Here is a 19,713-nt window from a genome sequence, read left to right as displayed (position 1 = left end):
TCTTGCTGTTATCGGTCTGAGTTCCTTGCCTGGGGGCCGGAGCCATCCCGGCCGCCATCGCCGACCGCAGGGCTGCTGCGGGCGTTCTTGTCGATTTCCTGCTCCAGTTCGGCCTCGAGCTCGAGCGCCTGGGCGTTGTCCTGCAGGGGGTCGCGGCTGGCCAGCACGGCCTGCTCGCGAGTCTCGGCCGCCTGCGCGGCGGCAGCCAGGCGCGTCGCCTGCGCGCCTTGGATCACCACGGTTCGCTCCGGACTGGCGGGCTCGGTCCGAGCGCTCTCTTCCACATCGCCATAGGCATCGGTGGCCGTGGGCTGCACCACCACCGTGAAACGCTGCGATGCGTCGGGCTCATGGGCGTTCGCTGCCTCAGGCTCTGCAACCGGCGCCACCGAAGGCGCGCGCTGGGGCGTACCGTCGGTCCCGGCGGCTGCCGCCACCTGGTTGCCGCTTTGCCGTGTCATTGCGCGCACCATGGCGGCAGCCTGGCGCACGCGCGCCGAGGCTCCCAGGCTCCAGAGCAGATACAGCAAGGCGATTGCGGCCGTCAGCGCAAACACATCGTTATAGGCCCTGACATTGGCTTCACGCCGCACGATCTGCGACAGCTGCAGCGTTCCCTGGTTGGCGCGCATGGCTGGATCGGGCGTCACCTTGCCGTAGAGCTGGTTCTGTATCTTGAGCCGCTCGGCCACCACGGGGTCGGTCGGGTCTATCTGCGCCACCAGGGCCACGGAGTAGATCTGTTCGCGGTAGGTCTGATAAGTGCTCAGCAAGGCCGAACCCAGCAAACCGCCCATGGCCTGGGTCATGGAGATGGTGACCACGGCGGTGAGCATGTGGTTGGCGCCGAACTTCAGTCCCTGGATGATGCCGGTCAGCATCAGCGGGCCCATGAAGACGCCCGAACCCACCGCCAGCAGAAACTGGCTGAAGAAAAAGTCCGAAGGACGGTCCACACTGCTGCGGTGGTGATCGAGAAACGCGGCCACGGCGAACAGTGCAATCGCCACCACAATCTGCTTGCCCATATTGGGCACACCGAAAGTAATAGCAGACAACGCAATACCCATAAGCATTCCAAGCAAAATCACCATGAATAGCGGCTGCATCTGATCGGATGTCATGCCCAACGTGCGCATCAATCCCACCACGCCATAGCTCTGTTCGGCCGTGAGAAAGCGCAGCAAGATGGCTCCGATCACGAAACGAATCGTCGGCATCTGCGCGAACCAGCGCGTGTGGAACATGGGGTTGGCACGATGGTGTTCGATGTAAAGCGCGACGCTGAGCAGCACGATCGCTGCCACCAGCATCCAGGCCAGCCCCGGCGTATCGAACCACCAGCGCGAATAGCCCTGGACCAGCACCGCAATCAACAGACCCAGACCCGGAACCATCAGGCAGAAGGTGACGAAGTCCAGCTTCTCGAAGGTCTTGATGTACAGGCCCGATGGCAGCTTGAGCAGCACCACGGCGGCAAAGGACATCAGTGCCAGGCCGGCTTCAAACAGATAGAGGTTGTGCCACTCGCTGTTATAGAGCAGACCCGGCGACAGAATCCAGGCCAGCGGCGTGGCCAGCTGGACCACGCCCACGCCGATCACCAGCATCTTGAGCACATAGGTGCGCGGTGCCGACTGCAGCATGTAGAGCGTGCTCAGTGAGGAGCAGGTCGCCGCTGCAAGGCCGCTGGCCGCACGCAGCAGAATCAGGCTGTCGTAGCTGCCCAGCAGCAGATGCAGCACACTGAGCGCCGCGTAGCAGCCCAGGCCGATCTCGGTGAACAGGCGCATGCCGAACTGCTGACGGAATTTGTAGACCAGCAGATTGGCCGTCATATTGAACATGACGTAGGCGCCCGTCAGCCAGGCGGCCTCGACCGAGGTCAGCCCCATCTGCCCCTGAATCGTGGGCAGATTGGCCGTGAACAAGGCATTGCCCAGGCCGCCGGTCAGCCCGACCAGGACCGCTATCAGCCCATAGCAGACGCGGATCCAGGGCTCGTGATGGGGCATGGCCGGCGAGCCGGGCAGCGCGGGCTTCTCATGCTCGGCCCAGTCCGGCGGGCGGCGCAGCAGAATGACGGGCCCCTGAGGAATGGCGGGAGGAGCTGAAGCCTGGCTGCTGGGAGGTTTCGGGCCTTCTTGATTGGCTTGAGCCCCAGTGGCTTGTGCTGCAGCTTGACTCATAAACCTCAGGCCTTGATTCCGTCCAGAATGATTTGCAGGGCGCGACGCGCCAGTTGTTTGCGTTGGGCAGGAGTTTCGCCGCGCAGGGCGCCGCCCAGCATGCCGAACACCAGGGACAGATCCTTGGCGTTCAAGGCCTGCTTGCACAGGCCCTTGGCCACCGCACGCTTCATGGGCTCTTCGAACACCAGCCACATCTGCTGGCGCGCATGAATGACTTGTGCATCGCTCTGGTCCACCGTGCGCCAGTAGTCCACCAGCGTGGCGGAGACGGCGATGCGCTCGCCCACCAGAGCCAGCAGCTTGAAGAAGGCCTGGTCATCATCGCGCCAAACGATGGCAGCGGCCCGGGTCTTTTCGACCGAGCGCTCCAGCAGCGCCACCATGATGGCGCGACGGTCCGGAAACTGACGATACAGCGTGGCTCGGCCTACCTGGGCACGCTCGACTATGAGATCCAGGGGGGCGGTCACACCATGCTCGGCAAACACGGCATCGGCCGCGTCCAGTAACTGGGCGCGGCGTTCGGCGGATGGAGGACGGGTGGTGGACATGGCGCCATTATCGGACAGTTTTGTCCGATAAATTGCAGCACTCAACGTTCCCCCTGCCCTCGCAAGGGTCGGGCAAGACTGTACTCAGTCGCAGGGCAGCGCCTGCAGGCTGCGCCGGCTGGTGAACTCTCGACGCTGCCCGGTCAGCGGATCATCAAAGGCCAGGCTGCGTGCCAGCAGCTGCAAGGGCCTGGAATAGTCGCCCGGCTCCGGATCATCGACCACGGGATAGAAGGCATCGCCCCTGAGCGGCAGACCCAGCGCCGCCATATGCACACGCAGCTGATGGCGCTTGCCAGAAACCGGACTGAGCCGGTAGCGCGCCCAGGCGTTGTTGTGCTCGATGATTTCCATCAGGGTGCGGCTATTGGGCTCTCCCGCGACCTCATGCATGCGAAAGAAATGCCCGCTCTCCTCCATGCGGCTTACGTGTTCGCGCGGAAAGCTCAGCTCAGTACGGTAAGGAGCCACAGCCTCGTAGACCTTGTGAATGGCCCTGTCCCTGAACATCCCCTGATAGATGCCGCGTGTGGCGCGCTGCAGCGAAAACACCACCAGCCCCGCAGTGTCTCGGTCGATGCGATGAATCGGCGACAGCTCGGGCAGATCGAACTCGCGCTTGAGCCTGACCAGCAGCGTGTTCTGCAGATACTGGCCGGCAGGCACCACCGGCAGAAAGTGTGGCTTGTCGGCGATGAGCAGATGCTCATCGCGATGGATGACTTCAGCCGCAAACGGAATTTCTGGCTCGACTTCCAGCTCGCGATAGTAGTAATAGCGCAGCCCCGGCATGAATGCAGCGCCAGGGCCAGCCATCTCTCCGGTTTCGCTGACCACTTGACCGGCTGCCATGCGACGCAGCCAGTCTGCGCGCCCAACGACGGACAGGCGTTCGCACAAGAAGTCGATCAGCAGCCCCCCGCCCTGGGATGGCAGCACCACACAGCTAGGGCTGACACCATCGCGCACGGGCAGAACCTTAGGATCGTGGGAGTTATGCATGGCGCGGGATTTTAGTGGCTGGCCCGACTCCCCGCGTTCATGGCGGCATGGCCGCACCAGCGATGCGACTTCGCGGCGGCTAATCCGCTCGGATATTGGCTTTGCGAATGGTGTTCTCCAGAACTCTTTTCTCCTGCTCCAGATAGGCCAGGAACTGGGGATGCCCCATACGCATGGGCTTGAAGCCGGCCTCCGTGAGCTTTCTGGTCATCTCGGGGTCCGCTTGCAGAATCGCGATTTCATCGGCCAGACGCTTGACGATCCGGGCATCCGTGTGCGCGGGAGCCAGCAAGCCTTGCCAGGCCTCGACCTCCAGATTGCGAAGAGCTGGCGTCTCCGAAAGACTTGGTGCATGGGGCAGCGTGGCCAGGCGCTGGCGGGATGTCACGCCCAGTGCCTTGACCTTGCCCTCCTGCACAAACGGCTGAGCCAGCGCAACAGGCAGCACGGCAAGGTCGATCTGACCACCTGCCAGCTCGGTCAGCACCTGCGGACCAGACCTGTAGGGAACATGTACCAGATCGATACCGGACATCTGCTGAATCAGCTCCCCCGTCAGGTGCAGGCTGGTTCCGATGCCATCGGTGCCCAGGGTCAGTCTCCCCGGTTTCTGGCGCGCAAGTTCAATGAGGTCGTCCGCACTGCCCGCAGCGAGTCCCGGGCGGGCGAGCAGCACAAAGACCGAAGAGGCTACAGGTGCCACGGGCTTCAGCTCCTGCAGACCGTCGTAGCGGAACTTGGTCGGCGAGATCAAGGGGGCAACCAGCACCGAGCTGGCCACACCGAAGAGCAAGGTATAGCCATCGGGCCTGGCCTTGATGACACGCTGCGTTGCAATAGTCCCCGATGCTCCGACCATGTTTTCTATGATCACGGGCTGGCCCAGGCGCTCTGCCAGGCGCGGCATCGCCAGCCTGGCGGCGACATCTACACTACCGCCCGGTGCGAAGGGAACCACCACCGTCAGTGCCTGGACAGGCCAGGGCTGGGCAGCCGCCTGGCTTGCCGGTGATAGCTGTTGCAGCAGCGGGGCGCCCAGCGCCCAGGCTGCAAACTGTCTGCGTCGTATTTGCATGATGATCTTTCTGCTGGGACTGGAATGGCTCAACGGGACAGCCAAGGCAGTTGGTCTGCCTGGTAGCGCCAGGTCTGGAACACCGTATTCAAGCGCCCCGGACCTGTGCGTCTTGCAGCGGCATCGGGATACTCGCCAAACCAGGGCAGGATGAACTCCCAGACCAGCTCGCCTTGCGGCGTCACCTCAAACAATCGCCCCGTGGCGGACTCCGTGATGTGTGTGTTGCCGTTCCAAAGCCGCTGCGCGCTGCCCATGAAGGCGGTGTAGAAGGCGTTGACCATCTCGTCCTGGTAGCTCCATGCGATCTCGTGGGAAACGGGATCTATCTCCAGCACACGCGAGAAAGCCACATGGGCTCCCTGGCGGAAGTTGCCGTTGTCAAAGGTCAGGACATGGCCGTTTGCCAGCGCAACCGGAGCATGCTGGTGCGAGACCACCGAAGGCGGGATATGCAACTTCACGTTGCCGCTGGCCTTGTCCACGCCAATGATTCCCGAGGTGGTGCGCAGACTCATGAGCACTGTTCCATCGGCCGCAAGCCCAAGGCCGTTGACCAAAGGCCAGTGATAGCGGCCAAAACCCGGGTGAATGGGAAAGTCCTCAGGCTCCAGATGCTCCCAGGCCTTCCATTCCCAGACCAATCGACCTGTGCGGTCCACTTCCCGGATCACATCGCCATACATCAGCTCGTCTGCACCAAGCGAGGTGCCGCCGGGAACCCGTTCCGCAAAGCCCTCGGGGACAGGGGCGCAGGCTGCATAGAGCAGATGGCCATTGGGCAACCACTGCGCGTCATGGTGGTGTGTCGGGTCTTCATAGCGCCAGACAACCTCCCCGTCGGGCCTGACCTCGTAGAAATCACCGCCATGCCACATGGACCAGGGTGCGTAGAGATCAGGCGAATCACGATGGTTGCCGTTGTAGCCGAGATTGCCGTTAGGCAGTATGACCGCATGTCGGCCCGCGCGTACAGGCAGCTTCCACTCATGAGCCACCTGACCATGGATATCTATGAGGTAGACATGTCCATCGGCCGTCTGGGGGGCGATCAATGTGTAGCCGCCGGCGCTCAGAGCGCTGTCATGAGCAATAAGACCTGTGCCGCGTCGGCGTTGGGTGACCTGGTCAACGGTGGTAGCCATGGTGTTCTTTCTGTGACTTGAGGGATTGATGGCTGCCACTCTAGAAGTTCAACAGCGTCAGGAATAGCTGTTTGTTTTTTAAGAGGTGTCAGAAAAAAATTTACACTCAGGACATGCCAGCAATTTCCCAGGCTTTTCGATGCTTTGACGAGGTGGCGCGCCGAGGTTCGGTTCGCAAGGCCTCGGCAACGCTGCACCTGACCGCTGCAGCGGTCAACCAGCAAATCCTCAATCTCGAAGCGCAGGTGGGTCAGCCCCTGTTCGACAGACTCCCCAGAGGCATGCAGCTGACGGTGGCGGGCGAGATCGTGCTGGCAGCAGTCAGACGCAGCCAGCGCGACTTTGACAATGCACTGGCCCAGGTTGAAGACCTGAATGCCTTGCGCCACGGGCATGTCAGCGTGGGAGTTCCCCACGCAACAGCCGAATACCTCGTGCCCCAGGTGATAGCGGCAATGCATCTGCGTTACCCAGACATCACTTTCAGCGTGCGTGCCGGCATTGGAGAAGAGTTGCTGCGACATGTGGCGCAGGGCGAGATCGATGTGGCCTATTGCCTGCGCCGAACACCTCCTGCCGGGGTCGAGGAAATGCGCTCCTGGGCCCAGCCCCTGGGGGTGGTGATGGCTCCGGACCACCCTCTGCGCATGCGGCCACGACTGCTGCGTCTGCGCGACTGCCTGGCCTATCCGCTGATCATGATGTCTCCCGACATGGAGTTGCGCAGCATGCTGGAACGCCTGGGCGATGGCGCGCTGAGCCGGACCCAGCCACTGGTGCAAACCAGCAGCATCCCCATGGCCCGTCGCCTGGTGGCAAGCGGCCAGGCACTGGCCTTCATGCTGCCGGACAATGTGGCGGAAGACGTGGCAGCCGAGCGTCTGAGCTGGCGTGCGCTGCACGATGCCGGGGCACTGCTGCACAGCTGCGCCTATCAGCGAACCGGCTACGCGATGGCAGCCGCAATGGAAATGTTTCTGACAGAGCTAGAAAATGCCGCAGATGAATTGAAGGCAAACTTTGATACCGGTGTTTCCTGGTCCATCGGCAATCTTGCCGTCTGACTGCAAAGGATCGGCAGGCACCGGAGACGCACAGGCGCCTCAACGCCGAGGATGCTTTTGCGCAATGGCGCAGCACTTCACAGCACTTCATGAAGCGCCGCAGCCTTTGCCGCAGATGCTTGCACTCGTGACACCAGCAGGCTTCAGACTGCCACACCGATCCCGGATCGGTCGCGACGTCTGAGCTGATCACATGCGGGCAAGCCTGCATCAGGCAATTGGATGACGAGGCATTTCACCTATGCGTAATAGCATGTGGCAAAAAGGATGCAACAGCCATGGTCGACACCACCAGTACTTCAGCCCCTGAATCCACTTCTGCACATTCGCGCCTGGCACGTCGCTGGCTGCGCTGGGCAGCCATTGCGATGGCGCTGCTGCTGGCTCTGATTCTGGCAGCGGCACTGCTGATTGCCTTCATGGACTGGAACAAGCTCAGACCGTGGATCAATGAAAAAGTCAGCAGTTCCACAGGCCGCGAATTCGCCATCAATGGCGATCTGCAGCTGCAGTGGACCTGGCCACAGCCTCTCGATACGGGATGGCGTCACTGGGTGCCCGGCGTAGTGGTGCATGCCAGCGATCTGACACTTTCGCAACCCCAGGGCTGGCTGGTGCAACAGGCACCTGAAAAAGCCGATGACAAGCAGCCGGTGCTGCCTGCAACGCCCAAGGAACTCAACACCGGTCGCCTGCCCGGGCAAGGCCAGGCAGCGAACGAAAAAAGGACAGCCGCAGATGACGACGACGCCATAGCCGATGCCGGCCGGCAACCGCCCGAGCGCGATGCCCGCACCATGATCACCGCCGCGAATGCCACGGCCAGCCTGCGCCTTTGGCCGCTGCTGGCCCGTCATGTACAGCTCGACTCCTTGCTGCTGCAGGCTCCCGACATGGTGCTGGCCCGCAATGACAAGGGCGAGAACAACTGGACGTTTGACAAGCCCACCAGCAGCGGCCCCAAGTGGAGCCTTGACATAGGCCAGTTGCGCATCAGCGATGGTGTGCTGGGCTGGTCCGACGCCATCAAGAACATGGCTGTGCGCGCGCGTATCGACACGCTGCGCAGACCGGTCAGCGCCGACCAGCCCTATGGCATGCGCTTCGGCCTCACTGGCTATCTGCATCAGGGCAAGACCCGCGCGCAGATTCAGGCCCAGGGTCTGGCCGGGCAGGTACTAGATCTGCGCCAGGATAGGCTGCGCTTTCCGCTGCGCATCTCGGCCAAGGTCGGTAGCCTGCAAGCCTTCGCTGAGGGGTTTCTCGACAACCCCAAGACCCTGGACGGTCTGGACTTTCAAGTGAAGGTTCTCGGCAAGAGCATGGCCGACCTGTTTGAGCTCACCGGCCTGCTGCTGCCCGCCACGCCCCCGTTCGAGACCAGCGGCCACCTGATCGGCAGCCTTCAGCCAGGCAAGGCCGTCTGGCAATACGAAAAATTCAAGGGCAGGCTGGGGCAGAGCGATCTGAGCGGCGATCTCCAGTACCGCTCGGCCCAGCCCCGGCCCAAGCTGACAGCGCAGCTGCGCTCCAAACAACTGCGGCTGGTGGATCTGGGTCCGGTCATCGGCGCAGCACCCTCCGGCAGCTCCGGCAAGCCCCAGCCCGTCAACGGCAGGGTACTGCCGCAGGTCCAGTTCCAGACCGAGAACTGGGACAAGATGGATCTCGATCTGCGCTATGAAAGCAACCATATCCTGCGTCCTGAAGCCCTGCCCATAGAGAATCTCAGCGTGCACGCTCTGCTGGACAACGGCAAGCTCACCCTGTCGCCACTGAAGTTCGGCTTCGCCGAAGGCACGCTGAATATCGATGCCCGCGTGGACAGCCATGCCAAGCCGGTAGCTGCCAAGCTCAATGGACAGGTGCAGTCGCTCAAGCTCTCCGCGCTGTTCCCCAAGGTCGAAAAGATGAAGAAAAGCCTGGGCCAGCTCGATGGCGCAGTCGCCCTCACCGGGCAAGGCGAGTCGCTGGCCCAGTGGCTGGGCACAGGCAATGGCTCGCTGCGGCTGTATGTGCGCGATGGCACCTTCAGCGCGCAACTGCTGGACCTGGCAGGACTGAACGTTGGCTCCATCGTCATCGCCAAGCTGTTTGGCAACGACAAGGAAGTGCAACTGCGCTGCGCCGTGGCCGACCTCAATGTTCAGCAAGGCATAGCCCGGCCACGCACCGCCAAGCTGGCCACCACCGAAGCCGTGGTCGAGGCCACGGGCCAGATCAATCTGGCACAGGAGCAGCTCGATCTGCGCATCGTCCCCGAATCGCTGAAGTGGAAGTTCTTCTCGCTGCGCACGCCGCTCTATGTGCGCGGCAGCTTTGCCAAGCCCGATGTGGGCCTGGAGCCCGGCCCCTTGGCAGCCCGTGCCGGGGCTGCGGTAGCTGCTGCAGTTTTTGCACCAGCAGCACTGGCACTGGTGCCGCTGACCGTGCCTGCGGCAGACGACGATGTGAACTGCAAGCAATTGCTGACCCAGGTACGCAATCGCTAAGACGGGCAAGCAGCTCACAGCCCGATCTCGGCACCGAGTCCTGGCCCACTGCGAAGAAGGCAGGAGGCCGATCGGACGGAATATGGCGGAAGTGCCTCACACCATATTTCATGCCTCGGAGGTCAGCAAAGCAGAAGCGAACCGCAAGCCCTTCAGCCTGGACTGCGGCAGCGTCACAAGTTCAGACGCTCTTGAGGCGGAAGACGCTGACCATGCGCGACAGATCACTGGTCTGCTGCTGCATGGATTGGGCAGCAGCCGTGGACTCTTCCACCAGGGCCGCATTCTGCTGGGTCACCAGATCCATCTCGGCCACGGCACGGTTGATCTGCTCGATGCCGCTGGTCTGCTCATGGCTGGCCGCAGTGATCTCGCCCATGATGTCCGTCACGCGCTGCACGCTGCTGACGATTTCATCCATGGTCTGGCCAGCCTGACTGACCTGCACGCTGCCCTCCTCCACCTTGGTGACCGACGCCTGGATCAGCAGCTTGATTTCCTTGGCTGCTTCAGCGCTGCGACCGGCCAGAGAGCGCACTTCCGATGCCACGACAGCAAAGCCACGGCCTTGTTCGCCGGCACGGGCCGCTTCCACGGCAGCGTTCAGCGCCAGGATATTGGTCTGAAAGGCAATGCTGTCGATCACGCCGATGATGTCGGAAATCTTGCGCGATGAGTGGCTGATGGCCCCCATGGTCTCCACCACCTGCGACACCACCATGCCGCCCTTGACGGCCACATCGGAGGCCGACAGCGCCAGCTGATTGGCCTGACTGGCGTTATCGGCATTTTGCTTGACGGTGGAAGTGAGCTGCTCCATGGATGCCGCCGTCTGCTGCAGGGAACTGGCCTGCTCTTCCGTGCGAGCAGACAGATCATGGTTGCCCGCCGCAATCTGGCCGGATGCCGTGGCAATGCTGTCCGTGCCCTGACGCACCTGCCCCACCAGCCTATCCAGGCTGGTGTTCATATCGTGCAAGGCCTGCATGAGCTGCCCGGTCTCATCGCTGCTGTTCACCTGGATCTGGGCCGTCAGATCACCATCGGCCACGCGGCGGGCCACACCGACCGCATGCTTGAGCGGAGCGGTGATGCCTTGCGTCAGACGCCAGGCGCTGGCGGTGCCGATAGCCAGGGCCAGCAAGGCCAGGACCAGAAAATACGTCTTGCTGTTGCTTTCGATCTGCTCCACCTCCGCAGCCTTGGCGTCGAGGCTGGTGCGCTGCAGATTCAGCAGCTCTCCGAGCAGCTTCAGATAGCTCTGGGCGGCCGGTACATAGCTGTTGATCAGCGTGGACTCAGCCTCTTCGGCCATGCCGTCGGCCTTGAGCTGGCTGACCTTGTCGCGGCTGGCGAGATAGGTCTTGCGCACCTGCATGATCCTGTCCAGGATCTCGCGCTCCGCAGGCTCGGAGATCAGGGGCTCGATCTGCTTTAGCACATTGGCCGTGCTCTTGGTAGTGGCGGCCGCGTCCGCTGCCAGAAACTGCACCAGACTTGCGTCGCTGCTCTTGGCGATGGCCGTGGTGCGGGCCACGGCCACGCTGACATTGCTGTTCCAGTCGCTGATCAGGCGTTCCTTGGTCAGCGGCTCCTGCATCATCTGCTGCGTGGCCTTGCCCACCGAGTGCAGCTGCCAGATGCCGATCACCGTGATCACCACGGCAAACGCCAACACCACTGCGAACCCCAGGCCCAGCCGGGCACCAATGTTCAGCTTGGTCAATCTCATCGCTTTCATCCATTTCTTAGAAAAATACATGGCCCGCAAAGCGGCCATTTCTTGATATGAAATGGGCCAACCCGACCGAGCTGCTTGTCGCGCCATTCGCCTATGGCAAATCGCAACATGATGTAATCGGTATTATCCAGGGATTACGTCGCCGGATTGGCCGACCCGAAGCATCAACGCAGCAAGCAAGGCGCTGCCGCCTTCGCCAAAACGAGCAAGGGCGCAAAATGCGCCCTTGCTGTCTTTGTTACCTGGTCTGGCTACACAAGCCTGCCGGCTCATGAGAAACGAGGAGCCCGCTTCTCGACAAAGGCCGTCACGGCTTCACGATGATCTGCCGTTTTATGGGCAATTGCCTGATAACCGGCCGATATTTCGAGCAGCGAAGCCAGCGTGGCATTCTGGCCCTCGCGCAGCAGACGCTTGGTCATGCGCATCACACCGCCCGGATTGGCGGCGATCTTGAGCGCCAATGCCCTGGCGGCCGGCAGCAGTTCATCCGGGGGCACGACCTGGCTCACCAGACCACAGGCCAATGCCTGGCCTGCGCTGATCGCCTCTCCTGTGAAAGCCATTTCGCTGGCCTTCGACATCCCCACCACGCGTGGCAGCAACCAGGCCCCGCCATCACCGGGAACAATGCCCACGCGGACAAAGCTCTCCGCAAAAGTGGCATTCTCCGACGCAATCCGGATATCGCACATGCAGCTCAGATCCAGACCTGCGCCGATGGCCGGGCCGTTGACCGCGCAGATCACGGGAACATCCAGCTGGTAGAGGGCATTCGGAATTTGCTGAATGCCCTGGCGATATTCCTCGCGAATCATGTCGGGAGTGAGTGCGTCATCGAAATAGCGCCTCATGTCCTTGACATTGCCGCCGGAGCTGAAGATAGAGCCGGCGCCGGTCAGGATCAGCACCTTCACGCTGGCATCCAGGCGCACATCTGCGCAGAGCTGCACGAATTCCGCAACCGCCGTATTGCCGGTCAGCGCATTGCGTGTCTCCGGCTGATTCATGGTGGCGGTCAAGATACCGCCATCGCTTTCAATGTTCAGAAATGCCATGTTCCATGGTCTCCGTAGTTGTTGAGCTGCTTCAAGCCAGGACCTCGACATCGGTGATCCGCCGGATCAGATCCAGTGTCATGCCCTCTTGCGACATCAGGGCCTGCCCTGCCAGTGCCTGCCAATAGGCTTCGCTGCCGGCCGTCAGGCGCCATGCATGCAATCTGCGGGTAAACAGCTGCAGGTCATATTCCTCAGTGAAGCCAATCGCGCCATGAATCGCATGCGCAAGTTCGGTGACCACCAGAGCCGCCTCGCTGCAGCGAGCCTTGGCAACGGCCACACGCAATCTGTCAGGCACGATGCCTTCACCGCTGCAACCGATCTGAGCCGCCATGCGGGCGGCAAAAACATGCTCGCTCATGACTGCCAGCTGATGCTGGATCGCCTGGAACTTCCCAATCGGGCGCCCAAACTGCTGACGCTCGTTCGCATATTGCAAGCTGCGCTGGAACACGTCACGCATGGCCCCCGCCATCTGCGCGGCCACCACGGTGGCATGCAGGCTCCGGACATCGAATTGCGGCCCGGGCCGGATGACGCTGGCGGCCCGCAACTGCTCGGGCACCCAGGTCAACGACGCGTCAAGCACCAGAGCGTGCGGCACAAGCCCAGCCTGAGACACGCTCAGCAGATGCCAGACCCCAGCTTCTTCTTGCACTTGAACCAGCACCGAGTCCGCTACTTGCCCGCCTCGCACCAGCGCGCAATGCAAACCGCCATCGGCCTGCACCGTACCCTGCGCCAGCGCAATGCTGCCGGCCGGGCAGGCCATCTCCGCCTGCGCCAGCATGGCCCGTGCCAGCATGGTCTCTCCCAGAGGCAGAGGCAGGGCGTGAGCTCCACATTGCTCCAGCACGCCAAATATCTCGCACAGGCCCAGACCGGCACCTCCCTCTTCTTCGGCCAGCAAGGCATCGGCCAAGCCGGTTTCCTCCAGCTGCTGCCATAGCCGGGCGACGGCCGCTGAGCGGCTGCCTGCGCTCTCGATCTCGCGAATCACCTGAGGGGTGCAGCAGTCTGCCAGCACCTTGCGTGCGGCATCTGCAAACAAATCGTTATTGCTCATGAACTTGTCTCCGATCAGCGCAAACCCAGTCCACGGGCGATCATGCCGCGCAGAATGTCACGCGTGCCACCGCGCAAGGAAAACGAGGGAGAAGCTTCGGTGGCGTACTTGAGCGTCAGCAGCAGCTCCACCGGTACATCCTCGGCCGGCCGGGCAAACAGCTCCTCGGCAATGGCCGCCGGGATCATCTGCTCCAGTGTCGTGCCCAGCTCCTTGACCAGCGCGGCTTCGACAACAGGACTTGCTCCCTGGGTCAGCTTCTGCTGCACGGATACCGACATCGCGCGCAGCGGTGCCAGTTGCGTCAGCACCTTGCCCGCAAGCCGCATGCCCGATTCGGTGCGACCCTGCGGCGTGCGCGCATACTGCAGCCATTGATCGAACAGCACGATGCTGGAAAACAGCCGCTCCGGGCCGCTGCGCTCGAAAGCGAGTTCGGCGGTAACCTGTTCCCAGCCCTGTCCTTCGGCGCCGATCAGCGCATCGGCAGACAGTTGCACATTCTCGAAAAAGACCTCGCAGAAATGGCTGTCACCCGATAGATCCTGGATGGGACGCACCGTCACACCGGGCAATGTCAGGTCCACGATGACTTGCGACAAGCCCTTGTGACGATCCTCGGCACTGCCCGAGGTTCGCACCAGGGCAATCATGTACTGGCAGTGATGCGCGTTGGTGGTCCAGATCTTCTGGCCATTGAGCAGGAAACCCTGCTCGTTGGGAAGCGCTCTAGTCCTCACACTTGCCAGATCCGATCCGGCATTGGGCTCGCTCATGCCGATACAGAAAAACACCTCGCCCCGGCAGACTCTGGGAATGTAGAACTGCTTTTGCGCTTCCGTACCGTATTTGAGGATCAGCGGCGCACTCTGACGGTCGGCAATCCAGTGCGAACCCACAGGCGCACCGAAGTTCAGGCATTCCTCCACCAGCACATAGCGGGCGAACGCGCTGCACTCGCCTCCGCCATAGGCCTTGGGCAAGGTCATGCCGATCCAGCCCTTTTCCCCCAGCTTGCGGCTGAGGACCGGGTCATATCCGCTCCAGGATTTGGCGCGGATATGCGCAGGAATGTCTTTGACCGCATCCTGCAGAAAAGCACGCACCTCGGCGCGCAGTGCCTCGCCTTCCGGCGGAATGCCTGTCAGGCTCAGTCCATCGAGAATGGTCATCGTCTTGCTTTCTCTCAGTCCAGGGACACGCCCGTGCTTTTGACAACACCTGCCCAGCGCTTGATTTCGCTCTGTATGTATTCGCCGTAGGCCTTGGGCGTGGATCCCAGCGGCTCGGTGCCCTGCACGCGCAGCTTCTCCAGCACCCCAGGGGTCCTGAGGGCCTTCATCAGCTCGGCATTCAGGCGCTCCACAATCGCATCGGGCGTTTTGGCGGGCACCATCACGCCTTGCCAAGCACCGGCCTCGAACCCGGTCATGCCGCTTTCAGCCAGGGTAGGCGCCTTGGGGAAATTGGGAATCCGTCCGGCCGTGCTGACGGCCAGCAGCCGGAGCCTGCCGTCCTTGATGAAAGGCGCCACCGAATTGATGGTGTCAGTCATGAAATCTATCTGGCCAGCCACCAGGTCCACGTCGGCAGGGGCGCTGCCTTTGTAGGGCACATGGCTTGCATCCATGTTGTAGTGCTGCACCACCTGAAAAGCCGCCAGGTGCGTGACATTGCCGTTGCCCGCCGAGCCGTAGGAGAGCTTGCCCTTGTGGTCCTGCGCGTACTTCACAAGCTCCTGCACCGTGGCGACAGGCAGCTTGGGATTGACGACCAGCCCCAGCGGTACCACCGCCGTCAAGGCCACGGGGCGCAGGTCCCGGCTGACGTCATAGCTCTGCTTTTTGTAGAGCGAAGGGCTCAGTGCAATCGAGGAGGTGTTGTAGAGCACGGTGTAGCCGTCGGCCGGCGCCTTGGCCACCAGCGCATTGCCGATGTTGCCGTTGGCACCAGGCCGGTTGTCCACGATGACCGACTGCCCCAGTTGCTGGCCTACCTGCTGCGCCAGCACCCTTGCCACCATGTCCGTGGGACCGCCGGGCGGAAAAGGGACGATCAGCGTGATCGGCTTGCTGGGCCAGTTGTCCTGCGCCTGCGCCGCACCGCAAACGGCCAGCGCGGCAACGGCCGGCGCGGCAACGGCGAGCAGCGAGGACCGACGTGAAAATCGATAGCTCATCTTGTGTCTCCTGTAGTTTTCTCATCTCGGCGCACAGGGATGTGCGCACCGGTGCACCGGCTGCGCAGCAGCGCGGACCTAAGCTCCACGCCCGGCCAGCAGGCGCACGGCGGTATAGACCATCACCTGCTGGCGACGCTGGTTGTAGACCTCGATCCGCGAACTCACCACCGCACGACCGCCTTTGCTCGTTGGCTTGATGTCGATCACTTCGACCAGTGCCTCAATGGTGTCGCCCACCACCACAGGAGCCAGAATCTTCTGGTGCAGCTCGAGCATGGCCAGACCCGTGCCCTGGATCATGCTTTGCAGGATGAAGCCTTCGATCAAGGTATAGGTGAGCGCGCCAGGCACCGGACGGCCCTGAATGGCACCGCCGTCATAGCCGTCCTCGATGAAGATCGCCTCGAGCATGCCCGTGGTGTTGATGAAGTTGACCAGATCGGTCTCGGTCACCGTACGGCGAAAGGTGCGCAGTTGCTGGCCTACCCGCAGGTCCTGCCAGACAAAACCCTGACCCATGCGCGGCGTGTCTGCCAGCGCCGCGGCACGGTTTTCAGTAGATGAAATCAAATGGCTCACGCTCATTCTGTCTCCGCTTCATGCTGTTTGTTCAGCAGTCCTTCGACTGCAAGGCCGCAATGCGTGCGTCGTCCCAGCCTGCCTCGCGCAGCAATGCCTGTGTGTGCTCGCCCAGGCGCGGGGGCATGCCTATGGGTGGCTGGGTACCGTTGATGCGCACGGACGAGCGCGGAAATTTCACAACCCCCATCGCGGCGTCTTTCTTCTCGACAAAAAAGCCGGTGGCCTGCAAGTGCGGGTCATGGGGCAAATCGTCCATGCAAGTCACCGGGGCGGCTGGAATCTCCAGCTGTTCGCAGCTGGCCAGCCAATAGGCAGTGTCCTTTTGCGCCACGTAGCCGCTCATCGTCTCCAGCAGCTCGGCGATGTGGCGGGTGCGCATCGCCTGGGTGGCAAAGCGCTGGTCCTGTGCCAGCTGGGGCTGACCGACGGCCGCAAAGAAACGGCGCCAGTGCGCATCGGTGTAAGGCATCAGGCAGACATGGCCGTCCAGCGTCCTGTAAGGCTTGCGCCAGGGCGCCATCACGCGCGGATAGCCCGCGCCACTCTGTGCGGGAGTGAAATGCATGCCGTAGAAATGCTCCACCAGGTTGAAGCCCGCCATGGTTTCGTACATAGGCACTTCCACATAGCTGCCCTCGCCCCTGCGCTCGCGCTGGTAGAGCGCCGCCAGCACCGCATGCGCGGCCACCAGAGCGCAGGTCTTGTCGGCCGCAATCGTGGGCAGATAGCGGGCCTCGCCCGTCTGGCGCTGCATGAGATCGGCCAGGCCACTCATGCCCTGGATCACGTCGTCATATGCAGGCTGCCCGGCATAGGGGCCGTCTTCGCCAAAACCGTGCAGGCCCACATAGATGAGGCGCGGGTATTGCTTGCGCAGACTGTCCGGATCGAGCCCGAGCCTGGCCAGCTTTTGCGGGCGCATGCTGTGCATGAGCACATCGGCGCCCTGCAAAAGCGCATGCAGCGCGGCCTGCGCCTGCTCTTGCTTCAGATCCAGCACCACGCTTTTCTTGCTGCGGTTGGAGCCCATGAACATTGCCGCCATGCCAGGCTCCAGTGCCGGGCCGGTGTGGCGCGTGGAGTCGCCCTGCGGCGGCTCGATCTTTATCACCTCGGCGCCGTAGTCGGCCAGCACCTGGCTGGCCATGGGGCCGAAAATCACGCTGGAAAGGTCCAGTACCCGCACCCCTGACAATGCCCCCAGGGCCTCGTCCTGACCCGCATTGCACGTGTGCTTCAACGATTCCTGGCTGCTCATCCCAATACTCCGCTGTCCTGATAGGCCTGCATTTGCTGGGCCGACAGGCCCAGATGGCTCGCCAACAGCTCTAGTGTGTGCTGCCCCAGCTGAGGCGGTGCATGGCGGTACGTCACCGGTGTGTCCGACAAACGGATGGGGCTGGCGACCAGGGGCACCTGTCCCGCCTTGGGGTGTGTCATGGCGATCTGCATGCCGCGAGCCCTGACCTGCGGATCATCGAACACCTCACGTACCGTGTTGATGGGACCGCATGGCACCGCATGCTGCTCCAGCAGTTGCACCCAGGCCCTGGTACTGCGCGTGAGCGTCACGCGACGGATCATCTCCACCAGTTCGGCTCTATGGGCCAGCCGCGCCGCATTGCTCCGGAAGCGCTCGTCCTCGGCCCATTCGCTCCTGCCTGCCGCTTGGCAGAAACGGGCAAACTGGCCGTCATTGCCCACGGCCAGGATCATGTGCCCGTCTTCGGTCGGGAACGCCTGGTAGGGCACCGTGTTCGGATGCGCGTTGCCCATGCGCTGCGGCACCTGGTCCCCGTACAGATAGTTCATGCTCTGGTTGGCCAGACAGGCCACGCCGACATCGAGCAAAGCCAGATCTATGTGCTGGCCGCGCCCCGTATGCTCGCGGGCCTGCAGGGCCGCCAGAATCGCCGTGCTGGCATATAGCCCGGTGAGGATGTCGGTCAGCGCCACGCCCACCTTCATGGGGCCGCCTCCGGGCTGGCCATCGGCATGGCCCGAAATACTCATCAGCCCCCCCATGCCCTGGATCAGAAAGTCATAGCCCGCACGATGCGCATAGGGACCGTCCTGGCCAAAGCCCGTGACCGAGCAGTAGACAAGGCGGGGATTCAGGGCACTAAGGCTTGCATAATCAAGCCCGTACTGCGCCAGACCGCCAGTCTTGAAGTTCTCGATCAGCACATCGCATCGAGCCGCCAGCTGACGCACGATCTCCTGGCCTTCGCCGCGGGTGAAGTCCACGGAAATCGACTGCTTGTTGCGATTGGTGCACATATAGTAGGCCGACTCCCCCGTCGGCAGGCCTTCGGGGTCGGCCACATAGGGCGGGCCCCAGGCACGCGTGTCGTCACCGCTGCCGGGTCTTTCCACCTTGATCACCTCGGCGCCCAGATCACCCAGGGTCTGTGCAGCCCACGGGCCCGCCAATACCCGCGAAAGATCGAGCACCTTGATGTGCTGCAGCGCCTGTGCCGGCCGGCTGTCATTGGCTTTCATTGCAGGGGAACCTTGGCCTTGACGACGATGCGCTTCCACAGCGCGATTTCGTTCTTCTGGAATTCATGCATCTGTGCCGGGCCGCCGGTCATGGGAATGGCCCCCAGACGCTCGTAGAAGGCACGGGTTTCATCCATCTTCGAGATGGCGGTGAAAAGTTCGGCGAGCCTGGCAGTCTCGGCGGCCGGTGTCCTGGCGCTCACCATGGCACCCACCCAGGTGTAGGCCTCGAATCCGGGCAGACCGGCCTCGGTGGCCGTGGGTATCTCGGGGGAGGTACTCACGCGCTTGTCGGAGGCCACCGCCAGGATCTTGACGCGCCCTCCCCGGGCCAGTTCCTGCACTGCCGTGACTTCCGCGAAGGTGTAGTCCACCGTCCCTGAAGCGACGGCCGTGGTGGTCTCCCCTGCGCCCTTGAACGGCACATGCACGGTTTCGATCCTGGCTGTGTCGTTGAGCAGCTCGCCCATCAGCTGATAGCCTGCCGAGCCGGCCCCGAAATTCACCTTCCCCGGGTTGGCCCTGGCATGGCTGATCAGGCCCTTCAGGTCGGAGTAGGCCGCTTGGGGCGCGACGGCCAGCATGGCCGGCGAGCGCATCATCATGGTCAGCGGCGCAAAGTCCGTTAAGGGGTCGTAGGGCAGATGCCTGAACAGCGCCGTATTGACCGCCAGCGTTGAATTGCTGCCGATGAACACGGTATAGCCATCAGCGGGCGCCGACAGCACCTGCTTGACAGCAATAAAGCCGTTGGCTCCTGCCTTGTTTTCCACCACCACGGGCTGGCCTGTGAGCTCCTGAAGCTTGCGCCCGAAATAACGTGCCGAGGTGTCGGTGCCGCTGCCCGGACCAAAGGGCACGATGAGCTTGATCGGCTTGGAAGGGAAGGCCTGGGCCTGAGCCATGGAGGGAAGGCCGGCACCGAGCAGGCCGAAGCCCAGCAAGGCCGCCAGCAGGGATCTGCGTGCTTGCTTCAAGTTTGTCTCCTGATACGGAATTGCTGCCGTGCTTTTCTTGTGAGCCCACTTTAGGCAGGCATGAAATTAATGTCTAATATT

16 protein-coding genes are annotated in these 19,713 nt (G+C 62.5%); 2 read left to right on the top strand and 14 right to left on the bottom strand.

Translation table 11 applies throughout. From position 1 onward, the window contains the following. Positions 1-8: 8 nt before the first annotated feature. The 5 genes from FSY59_RS16175 to FSY59_RS16155 form a co-directional block, all read right to left on the bottom strand. Positions 9-2,189, bottom strand: a complete 2,181-nt coding sequence (locus FSY59_RS16175; protein ID WP_148729322.1) for an MFS transporter — start codon at positions 2,187-2,189, stop codon at positions 9-11. Between the two features lie 5 nt (positions 2,190-2,194). Then, a complete protein-coding gene (locus tag FSY59_RS16170; protein WP_003055405.1) occupies positions 2,195-2,743 on the bottom strand; it encodes a TetR/AcrR family transcriptional regulator in 549 nt (182 codons plus the stop codon). Between the two features lie 84 nt (positions 2,744-2,827). Further along, the gene (locus FSY59_RS16165) at positions 2,828-3,745 is read right to left on the bottom strand and encodes an RluA family pseudouridine synthase (RefSeq protein ID WP_148729321.1); all 918 of its coding nucleotides are present in this window, start codon (positions 3,743-3,745) and stop codon (positions 2,828-2,830) included. A gap of 79 nt (positions 3,746-3,824) precedes the next feature. Then, positions 3,825-4,820, bottom strand: a complete 996-nt coding sequence (locus FSY59_RS16160) for a tripartite tricarboxylate transporter substrate binding protein (RefSeq protein WP_148729320.1) — start codon at positions 4,818-4,820, stop codon at positions 3,825-3,827. A gap of 29 nt (positions 4,821-4,849) precedes the next feature. Next, positions 4,850-5,965: an aryl-sulfate sulfotransferase gene (locus FSY59_RS16155; protein ID WP_003055409.1), complete on the bottom strand. Its 1,116-nt coding sequence runs from the start codon at positions 5,963-5,965 to the stop codon at positions 4,850-4,852. Positions 5,966-6,078: 113 nt separating this feature from the next. On the opposite strand from FSY59_RS16155, the gene FSY59_RS16150 reads away from it, so the two are divergent. Beyond that, a complete protein-coding gene (locus FSY59_RS16150) occupies positions 6,079-7,029 on the top strand; it encodes a LysR family transcriptional regulator (protein WP_019042928.1) in 951 nt (316 codons plus the stop codon). A 278-nt stretch (positions 7,030-7,307) separates the two neighbouring features. After that, positions 7,308-9,521, top strand: a complete 2,214-nt coding sequence (locus FSY59_RS16145) for an AsmA family protein (RefSeq protein WP_148729319.1) — start codon at positions 7,308-7,310, stop codon at positions 9,519-9,521. 181 nt (positions 9,522-9,702) lie between these two features. On the opposite strand, the gene FSY59_RS16140 is transcribed toward FSY59_RS16145, so the two are convergent. The 9 genes from FSY59_RS16140 to FSY59_RS16100 all read right to left on the bottom strand — a co-directional run bounded on the left by FSY59_RS16140 (position 9,703) and on the right by FSY59_RS16100 (position 19,632). Continuing rightward, positions 9,703-11,253 (bottom strand): methyl-accepting chemotaxis protein, encoded by a 1,551-nt coding sequence (locus FSY59_RS16140; protein ID WP_003055412.1) that lies wholly within the window; start codon positions 11,251-11,253, stop codon positions 9,703-9,705. Between the two features lie 278 nt (positions 11,254-11,531). Next, the gene (locus FSY59_RS16135; RefSeq protein ID WP_148729318.1) at positions 11,532-12,320 is read right to left on the bottom strand and encodes a crotonase/enoyl-CoA hydratase family protein; all 789 of its coding nucleotides are present in this window, start codon (positions 12,318-12,320) and stop codon (positions 11,532-11,534) included. A 31-nt stretch (positions 12,321-12,351) separates the two neighbouring features. Further along, positions 12,352-13,389 (bottom strand): acyl-CoA dehydrogenase family protein, encoded by a 1,038-nt coding sequence (locus tag FSY59_RS16130; protein WP_148729317.1) that lies wholly within the window; start codon positions 13,387-13,389, stop codon positions 12,352-12,354. A 14-nt stretch (positions 13,390-13,403) separates the two neighbouring features. After that, complete coding sequence (locus FSY59_RS16125) at positions 13,404-14,561, bottom strand: acyl-CoA dehydrogenase family protein (protein WP_148729316.1); 1,158 nt, start codon at positions 14,559-14,561, stop codon at positions 13,404-13,406. Positions 14,562-14,575: 14 nt separating this feature from the next. Continuing rightward, a complete protein-coding gene (locus FSY59_RS16120; protein WP_148729315.1) occupies positions 14,576-15,568 on the bottom strand; it encodes a tripartite tricarboxylate transporter substrate binding protein in 993 nt (330 codons plus the stop codon). A gap of 78 nt (positions 15,569-15,646) precedes the next feature. After that, positions 15,647-16,156: a MaoC family dehydratase gene (locus FSY59_RS16115; protein WP_003055417.1), complete on the bottom strand. Its 510-nt coding sequence runs from the start codon at positions 16,154-16,156 to the stop codon at positions 15,647-15,649. A 25-nt stretch (positions 16,157-16,181) separates the two neighbouring features. Continuing rightward, positions 16,182-17,411: a CaiB/BaiF CoA-transferase family protein gene (locus FSY59_RS16110; RefSeq protein ID WP_003055418.1), complete on the bottom strand. Its 1,230-nt coding sequence runs from the start codon at positions 17,409-17,411 to the stop codon at positions 16,182-16,184. Then, positions 17,408-18,655 (bottom strand): CaiB/BaiF CoA-transferase family protein, encoded by a 1,248-nt coding sequence (locus FSY59_RS16105; protein WP_148729314.1) that lies wholly within the window; start codon positions 18,653-18,655, stop codon positions 17,408-17,410. Before FSY59_RS16105 ends, FSY59_RS16110 begins: the two co-directional genes overlap by 4 nt. Then, on the bottom strand, positions 18,652-19,632 hold the full coding sequence (locus FSY59_RS16100; protein ID WP_148729313.1) for a tripartite tricarboxylate transporter substrate binding protein: 981 nt from the start codon (positions 19,630-19,632) through the stop codon (positions 18,652-18,654). Before FSY59_RS16100 ends, FSY59_RS16105 begins: the two co-directional genes overlap by 4 nt. Positions 19,633-19,713: the final 81 nt, after the last annotated feature.

The sequence above is a fragment of the Comamonas sp. Z3 genome, from assembly GCF_008121565.1.
Taxonomy (GTDB): Bacteria; Pseudomonadota; Gammaproteobacteria; order Burkholderiales; family Burkholderiaceae_C; genus Comamonas; species Comamonas brasiliensis.
This window is presented reverse-complemented; position numbering and strand designations above follow the sequence as displayed.

Bases quoted from the DNA above. Each gene is read 5' to 3' on its own strand.
- FSY59_RS16175 (WP_148729322.1), bottom strand. From the start codon at position 2,189: ATGAGTCAAGCTGCAGCACAAGCCACTGGGGCTCAAGCCAATCAAGAA.
- FSY59_RS16170 (WP_003055405.1), bottom strand. From the start codon at position 2,743: ATGTCCACCACCCGTCCTCCATCCGCCGAACGCCGCGCCCAGTTACTG.
- FSY59_RS16165 (WP_148729321.1), bottom strand. From the start codon at position 3,745: ATGCATAACTCCCACGATCCTAAGGTTCTGCCCGTGCGCGATGGTGTC.
- FSY59_RS16160 (WP_148729320.1), bottom strand. From the start codon at position 4,820: ATGCAAATACGACGCAGACAGTTTGCAGCCTGGGCGCTGGGCGCCCCG.
- FSY59_RS16155 (WP_003055409.1), bottom strand. From the start codon at position 5,965: ATGGCTACCACCGTTGACCAGGTCACCCAACGCCGACGCGGCACAGGT.
- FSY59_RS16150 (WP_019042928.1), top strand. From the start codon at position 6,079: ATGCCAGCAATTTCCCAGGCTTTTCGATGCTTTGACGAGGTGGCGCGC.
- FSY59_RS16145 (WP_148729319.1), top strand. From the start codon at position 7,308: ATGGTCGACACCACCAGTACTTCAGCCCCTGAATCCACTTCTGCACAT.
- FSY59_RS16140 (WP_003055412.1), bottom strand. From the start codon at position 11,253: ATGAGATTGACCAAGCTGAACATTGGTGCCCGGCTGGGCCTGGGGTTC.
- FSY59_RS16135 (WP_148729318.1), bottom strand. From the start codon at position 12,320: ATGGCATTTCTGAACATTGAAAGCGATGGCGGTATCTTGACCGCCACC.
- FSY59_RS16130 (WP_148729317.1), bottom strand. From the start codon at position 13,389: ATGAGCAATAACGATTTGTTTGCAGATGCCGCACGCAAGGTGCTGGCA.
- FSY59_RS16125 (WP_148729316.1), bottom strand. From the start codon at position 14,561: ATGACCATTCTCGATGGACTGAGCCTGACAGGCATTCCGCCGGAAGGC.
- FSY59_RS16120 (WP_148729315.1), bottom strand. From the start codon at position 15,568: ATGAGCTATCGATTTTCACGTCGGTCCTCGCTGCTCGCCGTTGCCGCG.
- FSY59_RS16115 (WP_003055417.1), bottom strand. From the start codon at position 16,156: ATGAGCGTGAGCCATTTGATTTCATCTACTGAAAACCGTGCCGCGGCG.
- FSY59_RS16110 (WP_003055418.1), bottom strand. From the start codon at position 17,411: ATGAGCAGCCAGGAATCGTTGAAGCACACGTGCAATGCGGGTCAGGAC.
- FSY59_RS16105 (WP_148729314.1), bottom strand. From the start codon at position 18,655: ATGAAAGCCAATGACAGCCGGCCGGCACAGGCGCTGCAGCACATCAAG.